Origin of the sequence: Sphingobium sp. YR768 (assembly GCF_900111125.1) — a bacterium.
Taxonomy (GTDB): domain Bacteria; phylum Pseudomonadota; class Alphaproteobacteria; order Sphingomonadales; family Sphingomonadaceae; genus Sphingobium.
This window is the reverse complement of sequence record NZ_FOGE01000007.1, coordinates 88,637-103,593: the sequence shown is the minus strand read 5'-3', so window position 1 is coordinate 103,593 and position 14,957 is coordinate 88,637. Positions and strand designations below refer to the sequence as shown.

Below are 14,957 nucleotides of genomic sequence, written 5' to 3'. Positions count from 1 at the left end.
AATGCGCCCGCAGCACCCGTGCGTAGGGTCCATTACAAAACGGCCTCGAGCCGTGCGTCCCGCCTTACGCAGCGCGCTCGCGCTGCGCAGCCTCGCACCGGCAGGCGCGGGGCACTCTTGCTGCAGATTTACAGAGCACATCGGCATGATGGTTTGAGGGATGTCGATCATGGGTGGGGGCTCCCCAAATACAAAAAAAGGACCGGGCGTCAGGCCCGGTCCCGAGGTGCAATTAGCCTTGCTGGGCGATCAACCTATGCGCTTCATGGATGAGCATCGCCGCCTCGTCGTCCCGGCCCTGCGCCCGAATGATCCATTACGCATTGGAGCGGGCGGCCATGCGGGCTAGGTCGCAAGCCTTGTTCCATTCGGCTTCATATTCCTCGTCGCACTCGCCCGTGATCACGACATCGCCGGTCTCGTGATCGGTGTAGCCGCAATATCGGCCAGCGTAGGAATTGGCGCTTTTGAGGTGTCGCTCGATCTTGTGGATGAGCGCGAAGCCCCGCGCCTGTGCACGGAAATAATGGGGCTCATGGGTTTCGACGAAACGGTCGAGATCGGGTTCGATGGCAAGCATGGATGCCTCCTTGAAAGGGAGCCGCAGGCGACAGGCTCCGCGGGCCGATGGATGGGATGGGTCAGTGAAGGATCGACAGGAGCGGCCAGACGCGACGCCCCGCCGGTTCCTCAGGAAGCGGCAATCCCTGCTTGCGCTGGTCCGTCGATGTGGCACAGTTACAGGTGACGGGCAGGCCATCGGGGAAGGACGATGGAAATGCCGAAGATGACGGAAAGGGATCGGCTTGCCGATCTGGAAGCGCGTCAGCGCAAGATGAACGATGAACTGGAAAGCGCGCGCCGTTCCCTGCGCGGCAAATATGCCGCGATGATAGCGGATCTGCCGGTGGAGAAGCTGACGGAAAGGGACTTCCGAGAGCTACTCACACAGGCGATCCGGGTAGGTGGCAATGTTGCGCTGACGGCAATTAAAGGATTGCCAGCAGCGACCTGATCGCGCCGCAGGCAATCAGAGGTTCCGGCAGGGATACGCCTCGAGGAAGCTGTCCCTGTCGGAATCCGATCGGAGCGTGATGAAGCGCTCTTCCGGATCGAGCCAGATCACAATGAAACATCCCCGCGCCGCCAATCGGTGGATATTGGCGAGGCTTCCCCGGCTGCGACCGTCCCAGATCACGAACCCGCAGGACGCATGTTGCGCCATCGCCTTGTCCTTGGGCGTGTGATAGGCGGCCGTACCCTTCGCTCCGAAAGACGGGATGTTTCGGGTGGGCCATTTCCCGAGGTTATTGCGCGGTCCATCGCCCGAACAATAGACCATGACGGCATCGATATTGCGATCGGAAAGGAAGCGTTGGACGGCACGGTCCGCACCGCGCGCATCCCCGATCAGGACAGGAAGCGCGCGCTCGACGATACCGTCGATACGCTCGATGACGGGTTCGGGAAGCGCGGTAATGGACAGCGATCCTGAAATGAAGACCGCCGGGTTGATGGATGATGGAAGGATGTGGTCGGACATGGCTTTAATCTCCTCAAATGAACCAATCGTCCCTGCCCTCCTCTCCTCTATGCGGCGGAACCGGACCGTGCCGCCTCAACCAACCCCGCCAAAACCGCACCCGAAGGGTGTCCCTGCGACGAGCACGGCGAAGCCGCGCGCAGGAGGCCGGGACCGCCCTGGCGGTTCCGCATCGGCCCCGCGACGGGCCCGCTTGCGGGTCCCTGAGCGGGGGCGAGAGCTACGCTCGAAAAAGAAATGAGGACCGGCCCGGCGAACCGGACCGATCCTCTTGGCGAAGCTCACTGCGCCTCCCATCCCTGATCGCTGAGCCTGACGAACCGCGCCGGGATACGCTTCTCCTTCACGAGACGTGCGAGGTGCGATTGCAGTCCCGATCCTTCGCAGACCAGCGCTTCGACGGGCCGCAGCCCGACCATCTGCTCGTTGCGCACGAACCCAGCCCGCTTGCCCAGCTTTGCACTGAGGCGGAACGTGATGAGCTTCACCTTGCGGGAGGCTGCCCACGCTGCGGCCATGGCGTCGCACCCCTTATCCTGTGCGGTGGTCGCCAGCAGCATCATCGGGTTTCGCGCTTTCGCTTCGTCGAGTTTCGCCCAGATAAGGCGGTCATCGAACCACGTGTCCGCTCCCCCTGAGAAGATCACGATGGGCCCTTGCGGGTTGTGTGCATCGGTCCGGCGCTGGCGGCGGGCGGCAAGGAAATCGGTGGCCGCTATGACGGAGGCGGTGCGCTTGCTCGACACCAGCGACCCCTTCGGCGCGGACCACGGCCGTCCGGTTTCGGTGTGGAAGACGTCGGCGGCATGGTCGCGCATGCACCGCAGGGCGTCGGTGGCTTCGTCGAGAAATTCGAGAGAGTCGCGCGCCTGCTCGAGTTCGACGCCGTGGATCTCGCTGCCGTCGGCGCACCGCAGCAGGTCCTGAACATCGCGGGTCGCCTTGTCGGCCTGACCCTCCCATTGCTGGGCGACATGATGGAAACTGTTGACGATGCCCCATGCGAGGCGCTCGGCGGCGGGCTGCAACCGGCTGTCCCGCAGCACATCGAAGAGTGTCGTGACGATGAGTTCCACGGCGAGCTGCGCTTCCCTCGGATCAGGCATGTCGGTCGCCATCTCCTCCTCATCGCGCCCGATGCGGATACCCTCCAGATTGGAGACGAAGGCGGCGTGGAAATCGTCGGTGGTGGCCGCGGTCTCTTGTGCGATGAATTCGGCGATGTCGGAAAAGAGGCGGACGGAGCGGTTGATAGTCGTCATTGGAACCTCCTGTTGAAACGAAAGAGGTTCCCCCCTCGGCACGGGCTCCGAGCGGCGGGGTCAAGGATCGCGGAGCGACCGGCGTAGCCGGCGATGGGGGTCACGATTTTTCTGGGCGGCCACCATCATAGCAGGCCAGGCGCAACGCCCGACCCGCCCGGAAAAATGGTGGGGCCCCGTCGTCCTTGAGGCCGGCGCGGTCCCGTGCCACCCTAGGAATTCTTGAGAGAGAGAAGAGGCTTTGCGAATCTGGGGCTCGATGCCCCTGATTCGCAAATGGGTGCCTCCGGGCGCCTCCCTCATATCCATGGACGGTGAGGGCCGGGGTCAAGGACCGCGGCACGCGGGCGCGAAGCGGCGGTGGGGGCAGCGATTTTGCGGAGCAAAATGGTGGGGGCCCGCCGTCCTTGACGCCAACCGACGCCTCTATGACGATCATGGGGATGGAAGGGTATTGCGAGCTTGCTCGCGATGCCCGCATCTCCCTTCCGCCCGATCAAGGGCACGCGCCTTGCTCAGGATGCCGGCGGGGCATAGGCGGCGAAGGGATCGCCTTCATGCAGGTGCCCGAATGGCGTGAAAAGATACTCTTCCCCGCTCCGGCCGACGGCGCACACGACAAAGCGTGGCTCGCCGGAAACCGCATCGGCGCATTCCAGCAGGGCGAGATCGCCGCTCAGGGCCGCATGCAGCAACGTTTGAAAATTGGCTCGGTGGTGATCGGGTATCGCCATGACACGTCCCCATGAAAATGGGGACAGCGCGTAGCGCCGTCCCCGACAGGATGAATGAGGTTTGCCGCTATTATGCCGCCCGACGGAGCCGGCCCCGCACTGGCGGCGCGATCTTCTCGGCCGGAGCCTGATCCGCCTTGCGGAAGGCATGGATAGGGACACCTGCCTTGCGCAGGGCCTGATAAAGGTTCGCCTGAATGCCCGATCCCTCCCCCAGCAAGGCCTCGACGGGTTTGAGATCCACCAGTTTGCGATTGCGCGCGAAGGGCGCACTGCGTCCCGAGCCCGTCAGCGAATAAGTCACGAGCTGGACCTCGCGGTTGCCGGCCCACGAAGCCACGATCGCGTCGAAGCCCTTGCGCTGCGCGGTCGTCACCAGCGTCATGTGCGGGATACGCTCGAGGATGGTATCAAGCCGGTCCCAGAGCTGCTGCCAGTCATGCCATTCGGCATGGCCAGAGGCGACAACGATCGGGCCTCGTGGGCGGAACCGCTCGCGTTCGACCAGTTCGCGGGCGCGCAGGAAATCCTGTATCGAGACCTGCGTGGCGGTCGCGACCTTCGAGACGCGCGAGCCGCGTGCGGGCGACCATGGGCGGCCCGAAAGCACCCGAAAGGTGTCGGCGGCATAGTCGCGCATGCACTCGACCGCTTCGCGCTGTTCGCTCAGCGACTGGCAAAGGAGTTGTTTCTCCTCCAGCTCGGTGTTGAACACCTCGGAAGGGTCGGCACGACGCATCATGTCGCGCAGTTCGTCAGCCAGCGCATCCTCCTGTCGCTCGAGCTTGCCGGCGACGAAGTGGAAGCTGTTGACCATGCCCCATGTAATCTCGGGCGCAAGCGCATCGAGACGGGTGTCAGTCAGCAGATCGAAGATCGTCGCGATGACGCCGGCACAGTCGGCTTGCGCATGGAGCGGTTCGGGCATGTCATGTTCGCCCGGTTCGTCGCCCGGGCTGATGATCGAAAGCGGAATGGGATCGCCAAAGGCGCGCTGGAATTCCGGAGTCGCCGTTATCTCGGCGAACAGCGCCGGCAGGTCTGCGAAGCGGCTGATGCTGCGCGAATGTTCTCGGGTCATGGAAGTTCTCCGTGGATATGGAAAGAAAAAGGGGCGCGGACGCGATGGCGTCCCGCCCCCCCGTTGTCGGATCAGTGGAGACTCGCCCGGATGCCTGCGAAGGCGGCCGACCGCGTCAGGACGGCTCCGACGATTTCGGCTGCATACGGGGCAAAGGGCGTGCCCTCGAGCAGGTCGTAAATGGCAGCGATGATCTCGCCGCAGGTGATCCCCGTCGGGATCTCCGAAATGGGGGCGCCAGGAAGCGGCGGCGAAAGCATGTCCCGGATGGCGGGACTGGCCATGATCGCGGCGCAGAGCGCGGAGAGATCGGCCAACGGGGCGAGGTCGTGCAACGAAGGGAGCGGCATGGGCTGCCTCCTCAGACTGGAGAAAAGAAAAGGGCCGGGGAAGCCTGACGCCTCCCCGGCCCGAAACCTGTTCCGATCAACCGGCGATCAGAACGGATCCTCCTCGCCGAACGGCGCACCCGCGCCGGTCAGTTCGCCGCCTGCACCCACGGTGCTGTCGCCGAAGCCGCCCTGATCGCGCGGGCCGCGATCGTCATAATTGGTGCGGCTGACGCCCATGCCGCCGCCGAAGTCGGAGCGCATGGTGTCGCGACGCCATGCGACCATGTAACCGCCATGATCGGCCGGGAAGAGCGCGATCGGCATCGGTTCGGGCAGGCTGGGATCGTCGATATTGCCGGCGAGGAAGACCTCGCCCGTGCGCTTCGACACGGCTTCCCACAGCGCGCCGATCTGGACCCAGCGGCGTGCGACGTTGAGGGCGAGGATCTCGTAGACCGGGGCCTTCTCGTTCTCGCTCATCACCTTGCGCAGCCCGATGCGGGGGAGATCGATCGTGCGGGTGGCGATCGAGCCCGTCAGGCGGTTGTTCACATTGAAGATTTCACCGATGTTCATCGTCTTGACCTTTCGAATGTCGCTCGGAAACCATTCTCCGGCGACACCCTCCCCGGTCCTTCTCTCCTCTCTGTCCCGCGCCCTCCCCGCGCGCCGTCCGCCCGTGGACCAGCGCTCCGCTGCCTCCTGCGCGACCCCGCACCGCCTGCCCCGCGCGCAACGCCCCAGCCCGCCCGCAACTCTGCGCGACCACCGCGACATGGCGCGAGGCCGGGGCGAGGTGCGGGGCCGAAGATGGGCTGGGGAGCGAGGCTGGAGGCGCGGCGGTAGCCGAGCTGGCGTTACGCCAGCGGACGTAGCGGTAGCGGCGCGGTCAGCATAACCAGGCGGTCCCTGCAGGCGGAACCGGCGGACCCATGCTGGAATGCACCGCTCGGTGCGTTTCTGGTATCGGGAGCGGTCAGCGGATAGCGGCGGGCCGCGCGGCGGAATTTGCTATTGCACGGACCTGGGAAACCACACCTCGCAAGCTGGCTCTGCGAAGTGCGTCAACATGCGGATCATGGCATTTCTGACCAGCTTGGCCATGCGCATCCACGCTTTGCTATCCGTTCGCGGGATTGATAGATTCGGCTGGCGCTCCCGTTCGAAGCCAGGACGTATTTCAATTTGGTCACTGGCAAACAAGTGGTGCGATGTAGGTGCTGGCGAATTCTATGAACGTTCTTGCCTTGGTCGAAAGGCGATGCCCTGGAGGCCACGCCATGGACAATCGCAACGGTTCAATCATCACCCCCGGCAAGACATGCACAAGTGTTCCAGCGGCGACATCGCCCTGTATCTGAAATGCAGGCAGCAAGCCTATCCCCAGTCCGGCCAGGACGGCCTGGTGGGCGGCTTCGCTGCTGTTGCATGTGAAGCGAGGATCGATAGGGATTGCTTCACGCTCGATCGTCCAGATGCCTGACAGTTTGTCGTAACAATATTCCACCAGTTCATGGGACCCCAGTTCGCTTGCTGTCCCCGGTAAGGCTCTATCCCTGAGATAACGCGGCGATGCCACAAGGCTGCGCGCGACATCTCCGATCCGCCGCTGGATCAGACTGCCCCCCGATATCTCGCCAATGCGAAAGGAGATGTCGATTCCTTCTTCGACCATGTTCGCGGAAGCGTCGGACATCAGCAAATGTATGCGCAGCCGCGGATGGAGTTCGTAAAGCTTGCCAAGCAGATTACGGGAGAAGAACAATCCAAGCGCCGTCGTGACACCGATGCGCAGCAGCCCTTCTGCATCCGCGCCGCGCTGGCCCAGTTCGGTTTCGGCAAGATCGATATTCGCCAGGATCGAGCGCGCGTGGCCAAGGAGACGCTCACCATCATCCGTCATTTTCATATGCCGGGTGGAGCGCTGGAATAATCTTGCCTGAAAGCGATCTTCCAGAAAGTCGATACGACGCGCAATCGTCGTATGACTGGCATGCATTTCCGACGCGACGGCCGAAAAGCTGCGGCATTCGGCGACGCGGATGAATGTCGAGAGTGCTTCGATGAGATCTGCCATAAGTGCGTCATACGCACAGGTGATGTGCCTGTCTCGCCAATTGTCCTTCGCCCGTAGGCATCTCATATGAGTATGAGAACAAGGCATTAAACTCGTTGGCATCGACGCTCGAACCGCTAACAACGGGCAAAGCGATACTTCTCGACGCCAACTCGGCAAAAGAGAAATTGGCGAATGTTCGAAACGACCAACCCCTATACCGGTGAGACCCTCAAGAAATTCGAGGCCGCGACCGAAGCTGAAATCGGGCAGGCAATTGGTGATGCCGATGCGGCGTTCCAGTTGTGGCGCCAGACGTCTTTTGCAGAACGCTCCAAAGTCATGCGCTCGGCGGCGGCGATCCTGCGGCGGGACACCGATAAATATGCCCCGCTACTTACCCTGGAAATGGGCAAGCTGATATCAGAGGCGCATGCGGAAGTCGAACTCTCGGCAGCGATCTTCGACTATTATGCGGATAACGCCGAGCGGCTGCTGGCGCCCGAGCAGCTGCCCGTTTCGGATCCGGCGGAAGGCGACGCCATCCTCGTCCATGACCCGCTGGGTGTGCTGCTCGCAATCGAGCCCTGGAATTTCCCTTATTACCAGATCGCTCGGATCATCGCACCGCAGTTGTCGGCCGGAAACACGATCCTGCTCAAACACGCGGCGAACGTCCCGCAGTGCGCAGCGATATTCGAGACGCTCATGCTCGAAGCGGGCCTGCCACGGCACGCATTCATCAATCTCTATGCTGGCCATGATCAGGTGCAGTTGATCCTGGAAGATCCTCGCGTCCATGGCGTTGCATTGACAGGGTCTGAAGCCGCCGGTGCTGCCGTGGCTTCGGCGGCGGGCAAGGCGCTCAAGAAATCGACGATGGAACTGGGCGGGGCGGACGCCTTCATCGTCCTGAAGGACGCCGACCTGGAGAAGACGGTAAAATGGGCCGTTTTCGGCAGGCACTGGAATGGTGGCCAGGTGTGCGTTTCATCCAAACGGATGATCATTGCCGACGAAATCTACGATGAATTCCTGGAAAGCTACACCAAAGGCGTGGCGGCTTTGCGCATGGGAGATCCGTTCGATCCGGAGACCACCTTGGCGCCCCTTTCGTCGCAGAAAGCTGCTGACGGCCTCAAGGACATGATTGCCAAAGCCGTTGAACATGGCGCGACCGCGACGACCGTCGGCCCCGAGGTTCCCAATCAGGGCGCATTCGTGCAGCCCACCATCCTGACAAATGTCAGCGAGGACAACCCCGCTCGCCATTGGGAATTCTTCGGCCCGGTCTCGATGCTGTTTCGTGCCCGGGATGAGGACGATGCCGTGCGCATCGCCAATGACTCGCCCTTTGGCCTGGGCGGCTCTGTGTTCACTGCCGACGCGGCCCATGGAGCCGAAGTGGCGCGCCGAGTTTCGACAGGCATGGTTTTCGTCAACCACCCCACCATGGTGAAGGCCGATCTCCCGTTCGGCGGTGTGCGTCGATCCGGTTACGGGCGCGAACTACTCGGCCTTGGTATCAAGGAGTTCGTCAATCACAAACTGATCGACGTCGTCGATATCGACGCGCCCTTCTAAGCGGCGAGATGTTGTACTGCGTGCGCCGGCCATGCCGGTGACGCCTATTCTTGTGAAGCGAGAGCCCAATGCAGAGCACTATGAAAGCAGCGGTTGTCCGGGAATTCGGGAAACCCCTCGTAATCGAAGAGGTGCAGGTGCCGCGGCCCGGACCCGGGCAAATTCTCGTCAAGATCGCCGCGACGGGTGTTTGTCATACCGATCTTCATGCCGCCCAAGGCGACTGGCCGGTCAAGCCGAACCCGCCCTTCATCCCGGGACATGAGGGTGCAGGCCATGTGGTAGCCGTCGGTCAGGGCGTGACTCATGTGAAGGAAGGCGACCGCGTCGGCGTGCCGTGGCTTTACTCGGCTTGTGGCCACTGCGTACACTGCCTGGGCGGCTGGGAAACCTTGTGCCATGAGCAGCAGAATACAGGCTATTCTGTAAACGGCAGCTTTGCCGAATATGTACTGGCCGACGCCAATTATGTGGGGCACTTGCCCGACAATATCAGCTTCGTCGACATCTCCCCGATCCTGTGCGCGGGGGTGACTGTCTATAAGGGTCTCAAAGTCACAGATACAAAGCCGGGCGACTGGGTAGCGATATCGGGCATTGGCGGCCTTGGACATATGGCCGTGCAGTACGCCAAGGCGATGGGCCTTAATGTGGTTGCCGTCGATATCGACGATGCAAAGCTGAAGCTCGCTCAGTCGCTGGGTGCGTCCCTCACGGTCAACGCGCGTGACGTCGATCCCGTGAGCTTCATCACCAAGGAGATCGGCGGCGCACAAGGGGTCCTGGTTACCGCCGTCTCGCCAAAGGCCTTTCAGCAAGCGATGGGAATGGTCAGACGGGGCGGAACCGTGTCGCTGAACGGCCTGCCGCCCGGCGATTTCCCGGTGTCGATTTTCGACACGGTTCTCAACGGTATCACCGTGCGGGGCTCTATCGTCGGAACCCGGCTTGATCTGCAGGAATCGCTCGATTTCGCGGCACAGGGCAAGGTGAAAGCAACCGTGACGACAGCCAGCCTCGAAAATATCAACGATGTCTTCGCACGCATGCACAAAGGCCAGATTGAGGGACGTGTGGTCCTCGATCTGGAGAATGCATGAAGGTTCAAGCCATGCTCCCCTCGCGACCTCCACCAAAGCTATTCGGTGCACGACCAGCCCAAACTGAAGGAGCCGCATGGATAGCCGACCGGGAGCAGCGGGAATCTTTTGAAGAACCGGCTGGGAGAAGTCGCTTCACCATTGTCTGAGGCTGGCAAGGCGGAAACGGGATGGGAATGGCGGGCTTTCCTGCGCTGCCGCGGCCCAGACGACGTTGGAACCCTAGACTGCCCCCCGGGTGCGCAAGTGCTGCGGGCTGGGTTATCAAGTCACAGGGGTGACCAGATCTCCGCAACCATCGATATGATGCATGTTGCGGTTGCGAAGGGCAAGGCACTCGATGCGCCTGCTCGGTGCTCTGCACGACCGTCACTCCACAGCTCGAAGCAGTTCGACGCCGGCGTATCAGGAACGCGTCGAGTTAGGGCGCGACACGGCTGAGGTCAGGAATATGGGCGTTCTTGTCGTCACCGATCGCCAACATGCAGAAACGGCCCACCACAGGTTGGGAGCTGTGGTGGGCAGGTTTCAGGATGTCTGGAGGAAGGTTATCACAATGCCTGTGCCTTGCAAGCTTATGCTGCGACGCATCAAGAATGTGGACTTTTCCGTCGGCAACGACATCGTGAATGCCGAGCGAGGTAAATCTTGGCCGTCATTCTACCCAATGACCGAGACCTGCATTGAAGCGGTCCAGCCATTCCCGCATATGCGGCCTCATCTCCGGCGAAACCGCCGCTGCGCTCCGCTGAAAATCCAGAAGGTCAAGCGGCGCCGACGCGATTATATGATCGATCTCATGTTCATCGAGCAGTTGCTCGCTCCGGATGAAGGCCGTCATCGATCCCGGCCTTTTCCGCGTCGACTTGCGCCAAAGTCCCTCAATGGTTTTCAACCGCGGAGCAGCGCGGGCTTCGAGAAGAACGATAAGGCGCAACTCTTCGCGCGTCAGCGCCTTGACCTCCTCCTGCTGCATCGCCGTGCAGAAAAAACATGAGCTTTTATAGAAGGTTGGTAGGCCTTCATCGAAAATAATGCGCTCGCAATCCTCTCGAGTAAAACCCCATTCTCGCAAGGGATATCGGTATTGGAACAGCGGATCGACATGCCCCACGCGATGAGCATAGCGCTGGTTGTCGCGTGCCGAGCAATCGTAGCCAATGAGGCGGATGACCTTCTCGCCATGCGCCCAGGCATGTTGTGCCGGCGGCCAGGCCTTGACCCATTTGTCCTGTGGGCTGATTTTATGACGCGCACTGCAACTGTGAAGCCCGAATGCAATCGAAGGCAAAGTGCCGTTGGTCAAACAGGCCTCGAGCAGCGACCCATAAGGCGGCCAATGCTTGAAGAAACGTGCCTGATATTCGACGATCTCATTGGGCACACCATGATCGTCCATCCACTGGCGAAATATCGGGATAAGCCTGCGCGTATGCGGCTGCTCGGGCATCGCCGCCAGCAACGTCATCTCGGGGATTTCGCCGCGCCGCACGAGTTCGATGATCATCGCGGTCGAATTGGTGCCCGCGCCCCATGCCGCGACGACGGGCGCACGCCTGCCCGCGCTCATGCGACCATCGCCAGCCAACGGTCGGGCCATGGCGGCGGACGGGTCGTGACGCGATAGGCCTGGAAAGGCGCGATGCCGTGCACGACATAATGAGGAACGCCGGTGGCGCGCCGCAGGTTCAGCGCAATGCGATAGGCGCGATCGAAGGAGGATAACTGGCTTCTGAGCGGTGAGAGACAGGCGGGCGGGACTGGCAGAGCCATGGGAACCTCCGAAAGGAGCTGACCGGGAATGGAAATCGATCAGGCCGCAATCGGCAGATCGGGTGGATCGAGAGCGAGGAGACTTTCCAGCGTCACCGGCGCGCGGCTTGCCCGGCGTGTTCGCGGTCCCCGGCTTGGCCTTGCCGGATCATTGAACCGGTAGCCGATGCGCGCCGCATGCTTGCCGATCACCGCCGGATCGCGGCCGAGCGCCTGTGCGACATCGACCATCGAAACGCCATGGGTCCAGGCGTTGCGGATAGCCCGGTCTTCATCATCGCTGAACGGGCGCATGAACCCGTGGACGAGGCCCAGATGATTGGCGCGGTAGAGCACGGCGCGAAGCCCGCGCCCCAATGCCTTGGCGATCTCGCGCGTCGGGATTTTGCCATAATCGGCGCACAGACGCGCTTCATCCTCAGCGGTCCAGATCGGCCCCTGCCGAAATCCGTCACGGCGGACATGCGTGCCGCGAAGCTTCAGCGCTTCGGCGCGCCATCGGATGGAATGGGACGAACGGCCCAGCCTTTCCCGCAGCGGCGTGAGACTGGCGCCTGTCGCATAGGCATGGCGGAGGAGATCATCCTCTTCCGCGATCCACGCACGTCCCCAGCCCCGTCCATAGCCGAGCAGGCGCAGGCGCTGCCCCAGGCTGCGGCTGTTGCGCTCGGGAAAGCCTTCGTGGGCCAGCATCCGGGCAATGGCCATATAGCGCGCGCCCGTGGCGGCGAGCGTGAGCGCCCGCGTCATTTCCGCGTCGGTCCAGTCGTCCGGCTGGCAGGCATGACGCAGGCCCAGCACCGATGCGCGCGCGATGACACCGCTTAGCGGCCGCCCGATGAGACTCGAAATCTGCGCGACGGGAACGCCCTGTTCGTAGCCGGCGCGAAGTTGCGCATCCTCCCATCCGCTATAGGGTGGGGACCCGGGCTCGGACAGGCCCAGCAGGCGTGCGCGGGCATAAAGGGCGCTCACGCCCCGGCCAAGCCGGGCAGCCAGCGTTGCCGTCGGGACATGTGCGTAGCAGCGTGCCATTTCCTCGTCGTCCCAGTCGCTCCAGGACCGCCGGGAGTTACGGCGCAGGCCAAGGTCATGGATACGCGTGGCGACACCTGCCCGGGGCCTGCCGAGCATGGCGGCGATCTCGTCGATGGTTCGATCTTCGGCAAATGCCGCGCGCAGGCGGCTCGTCTCATCGGGGAGCCATGCGTCCGCCCGGAAAGCCAGTTCGGAGAGCGGCGCGTTTGGAACGGCTTCCGCTTCGGGGACAAAGGGGGTCAGTTCGACGAGATCGGCGTCGAGATCGAAGCTGTTCTGGGTCATGATGCGTGCCTCAGACCAGGCCGACGACGGGTGTATCGACCACGCGCAGGCGCAACCGGGCCGACAGGCGCGCAATACGCGTATCCCCCCGCGGCATCGTGTCGGACGCACCGATGGCAGCGAGCAGATCCAGTCCGGCGTCCACATCGTTGGCGGCAAGCGCGAGATGGCGCGCCAGATCGTCGGCCGTGGTGGCGTTGGGCGCTATGTTGCCCAAGGCCCCGACAATGCGCGCGGCGGCGGGAGCGGCAGGGTCGAGCAGAAAGGCGTCGAGCGCACGCTGCCCCCGCATCGCGGCATGGCTGGTCCTGGCCGGCGCGACCTCGCGCAGATTTTCAAGGTCGAGCAGAGTGCGGCTCTCGTCCGGGCCGAGGTCGGCGGCCGCCACGAGATCGGGCGTGCGGCCGATATGCGGTGTGATCGTCGGATCGATTTTCGCGAGGACGGGCGTGGCGGCCAGCGCGGGACCGAAGGCGAAGAACTCGCCGGGTGGAAGTAGGCGTAGCAACGCTGCCTGATCGCTGCCGAACCCGAGCAGGTCGGCGGCGCGGGCCACATCGCGGTCGAAGACATTGAGGCCGATCAGATGATTATGCAGTTCCGAGACCACCGAACTGGCGAGTTTCGCGAGGCGCTGCGTGGCGATGATCGTGCCGATGCCGCGCTTGCGGCCCCGTGCGCACATGTCAGTCAGCGTGGCGACGCCCAGGCGGCGCGTTTCCGCGCCGCGAGCGGACGCTGCCATATGCGGTGCGAGCAGATGGGCTTCGTCGATGCAAACCAGCACCGTATGCGCCCAATGTTCGCGTTGGGCGGAGAGGAGCCCTGCGAAAAAGGCGGCGGCCTTCTCGATCCGGTGATCGGGTTCAAGATCGGTGAGATCAAGGTGCAGCGCAATGCGGTGCTGGCGTGTGCGCAGCGCAAGGGCGGTAAGACCGTCATTGGCATAGTCGCGTGCGACAACCGTCGTGGCGCCGATATGCGCGGCGAGATTGGTGAACTCTCCCTCCGGGTCTACGATGATGGTCGTCAGATAATCGAAGGCTTCCTCGATGATCCGGCGCAACGTCTGGCTTTTGCCCGCGCCCGATGATCCCTGGATGAGGCAGCGGCCCGACATCAGTTTGCCGAGATCCAGTTCCAGGGGGCCGGTCGAGCAATGGCCGAGCGGGACGCGGGCGTTGCGTGTGAAATTGCTGATGGGAATGGTCATCTGGCATACTCCTTCACCGGCCGCCAAAGGCGGTCGTTCGCGTTGAGTTTGGAGGGGAATTCAGGCGGCGATCGCTGCCGGAAGAATGAAGGGTCCAGCATTGCGCCAGTCATGACCGGCCGCTTCCAGGGCATCGGTCACGACAGCGAACTGGCGATCGTCGTCATCGTGGAGGATTCCCAGCGCGCAGGCGTCGGCCATCACCTGGCTGAACAGGCCGGCTCGATAGGCGTCGAAATCCTGCCCTGCTCCGAAAGGCGCCTCGCATGATATCCACAGCGATGCCTCGATTTCCCGGATCAGTGCAGACGCGCGGTCCAGTTTCGGATCGTGGAACAGCGAGCGGCGGCGCAGCAGGAGCTCCGGCGCCCAGCAAGGTCCTTCGGGCTGGTCGATCTGCTGAGCGGCCGCCTGCCATCCGGTTTGCGACAGCGCGCCGGGTGGCAGGAAGGCGACGATATCGTTGAACCAGCGCAACTGATGCATGCAATGGATGCGCGCGCCGATGGCGTTGCGCCGGTCCAGCGCATCGGGATAGTCGGCCTCGAGCGCCGCTTCCAGTTCGGCGGGTGTCAGCGCGATGAAGCAGGCATGGCGCTGCGGATCGGGAACGGCGCGGGACGCGTAGAGATTGGCAAGCGTGACCGGTGCAGACGCGGGAGCCGGAGCTTCGACAAGGGCGGGCGCCACCGCGCGCCAGAGCGCGTCAGGATAATCGCTTAGGGCAACGACATGTTTGAGCGTGCCGCTATCGTCAGTATCGATGAGGTTGAGCTGCGCCCCGCCCCGGATCGACGATATGGCTGCGGGATCGAATAGGGCGACCTGCAAGCCTGAGCGTTCGAGGCTGCTGAGCGCGACATGGGTGACGATGTCGCCGGCTACGCCGGATGGAATGGCCATGCATTGTTCTCCATAGTTCCAAGGCGCATCGCGGCAAGCGAGGCCTGACTGAC

At 63.0% G+C, this 14,957-nt stretch carries 16 protein-coding genes; 3 read left to right on the top strand and 13 right to left on the bottom strand.

The genetic code is table 11. The features are described from left to right. Positions 1 to 316: 316 nt before the first annotated feature. Positions 317 to 580, bottom strand: a complete 264-nt coding sequence (locus tag BMX92_RS10880) for a hypothetical protein (RefSeq protein ID WP_093016286.1) — start codon at positions 578 to 580, stop codon at positions 317 to 319. Between the two features lie 198 nt (positions 581 to 778). Here BMX92_RS10880 and BMX92_RS10875 point away from each other — a divergent pair, with 198 nt between their 5' ends. Continuing rightward, a complete protein-coding gene (locus BMX92_RS10875; RefSeq protein WP_256213378.1) occupies positions 779 to 1,015 on the top strand; it encodes a hypothetical protein in 237 nt (78 codons plus the stop codon). Positions 1,016 to 1,030: 15 nt separating this feature from the next. Here BMX92_RS10875 and BMX92_RS10870 read toward each other — a convergent pair whose 3' ends face one another. The 7 genes from BMX92_RS10870 to BMX92_RS10840 form a co-directional block, all read right to left on the bottom strand. Beyond that, a complete protein-coding gene (locus BMX92_RS10870) occupies positions 1,031 to 1,543 on the bottom strand; it encodes a hypothetical protein (RefSeq protein ID WP_093016284.1) in 513 nt (170 codons plus the stop codon). A 281-nt stretch (positions 1,544 to 1,824) separates the two neighbouring features. Next, positions 1,825 to 2,805: a DUF2493 domain-containing protein gene (locus tag BMX92_RS10865; protein ID WP_093016282.1), complete on the bottom strand. Its 981-nt coding sequence runs from the start codon at positions 2,803 to 2,805 to the stop codon at positions 1,825 to 1,827. Positions 2,806 to 3,320: 515 nt separating this feature from the next. After that, on the bottom strand, positions 3,321 to 3,539 hold the full coding sequence (locus tag BMX92_RS27985; protein ID WP_093016280.1) for a DUF6117 family protein: 219 nt from the start codon (positions 3,537 to 3,539) through the stop codon (positions 3,321 to 3,323). Between the two features lie 70 nt (positions 3,540 to 3,609). Continuing rightward, positions 3,610 to 4,620, bottom strand: a complete 1,011-nt coding sequence (locus BMX92_RS10855) for a DUF2493 domain-containing protein (RefSeq protein ID WP_093016278.1) — start codon at positions 4,618 to 4,620, stop codon at positions 3,610 to 3,612. A 71-nt stretch (positions 4,621 to 4,691) separates the two neighbouring features. Continuing rightward, the gene (locus BMX92_RS10850; RefSeq protein WP_093016276.1) at positions 4,692 to 4,970 is read right to left on the bottom strand and encodes a hypothetical protein; all 279 of its coding nucleotides are present in this window, start codon (positions 4,968 to 4,970) and stop codon (positions 4,692 to 4,694) included. A gap of 87 nt (positions 4,971 to 5,057) precedes the next feature. Further along, a complete protein-coding gene (locus BMX92_RS10845) occupies positions 5,058 to 5,528 on the bottom strand; it encodes a DUF736 domain-containing protein (RefSeq protein ID WP_062063578.1) in 471 nt (156 codons plus the stop codon). A gap of 613 nt (positions 5,529 to 6,141) precedes the next feature. Next, a complete protein-coding gene (locus tag BMX92_RS10840; protein ID WP_177184999.1) occupies positions 6,142 to 7,029 on the bottom strand; it encodes a LysR family transcriptional regulator in 888 nt (295 codons plus the stop codon). A gap of 174 nt (positions 7,030 to 7,203) precedes the next feature. Here BMX92_RS10840 and BMX92_RS10835 point away from each other — a divergent pair, with 174 nt between their 5' ends. Further along, complete coding sequence (locus BMX92_RS10835) at positions 7,204 to 8,592, top strand: NAD-dependent succinate-semialdehyde dehydrogenase (protein WP_093016272.1); 1,389 nt, start codon at positions 7,204 to 7,206, stop codon at positions 8,590 to 8,592. 68 nt (positions 8,593 to 8,660) lie between these two features. Next, a complete protein-coding gene (adhP, locus tag BMX92_RS10830) occupies positions 8,661 to 9,692 on the top strand; it encodes an alcohol dehydrogenase AdhP (protein WP_093016270.1) in 1,032 nt (343 codons plus the stop codon). 655 nt (positions 9,693 to 10,347) lie between these two features. Here the strand turns inward: adhP and BMX92_RS10825 are convergent. Genes BMX92_RS10825 through BMX92_RS10805 form a run of 5 tightly spaced genes read right to left on the bottom strand, consistent with a single transcriptional unit; the run spans position 10,348 to position 14,904 of the window. Continuing rightward, on the bottom strand, positions 10,348 to 11,262 hold the full coding sequence (locus BMX92_RS10825) for a hypothetical protein (RefSeq protein ID WP_093016268.1): 915 nt from the start codon (positions 11,260 to 11,262) through the stop codon (positions 10,348 to 10,350). Further along, on the bottom strand, positions 11,259 to 11,465 hold the full coding sequence (locus tag BMX92_RS10820; RefSeq protein WP_093016266.1) for a hypothetical protein: 207 nt from the start codon (positions 11,463 to 11,465) through the stop codon (positions 11,259 to 11,261). Before BMX92_RS10820 ends, BMX92_RS10825 begins: the two co-directional genes overlap by 4 nt. A 39-nt stretch (positions 11,466 to 11,504) precedes the next feature. After that, positions 11,505 to 12,788, bottom strand: coding sequence for a hypothetical protein (locus tag BMX92_RS10815; RefSeq protein ID WP_093016264.1), 1,284 nt, complete (start codon positions 12,786 to 12,788; stop codon positions 11,505 to 11,507). A gap of 10 nt (positions 12,789 to 12,798) precedes the next feature. Further along, positions 12,799 to 14,001 carry an ATP-binding protein gene (locus BMX92_RS10810; protein ID WP_093016262.1) on the bottom strand — a complete coding sequence of 401 codons (1,203 nt, stop codon included), beginning with the start codon at positions 13,999 to 14,001 and terminating at the stop codon, positions 12,799 to 12,801. A gap of 60 nt (positions 14,002 to 14,061) precedes the next feature. Next, positions 14,062 to 14,904 carry a hypothetical protein gene (locus tag BMX92_RS10805; protein ID WP_093016260.1) on the bottom strand — a complete coding sequence of 281 codons (843 nt, stop codon included), beginning with the start codon at positions 14,902 to 14,904 and terminating at the stop codon, positions 14,062 to 14,064. Between the last annotated feature and the right edge of the window lie 53 nt (positions 14,905 to 14,957).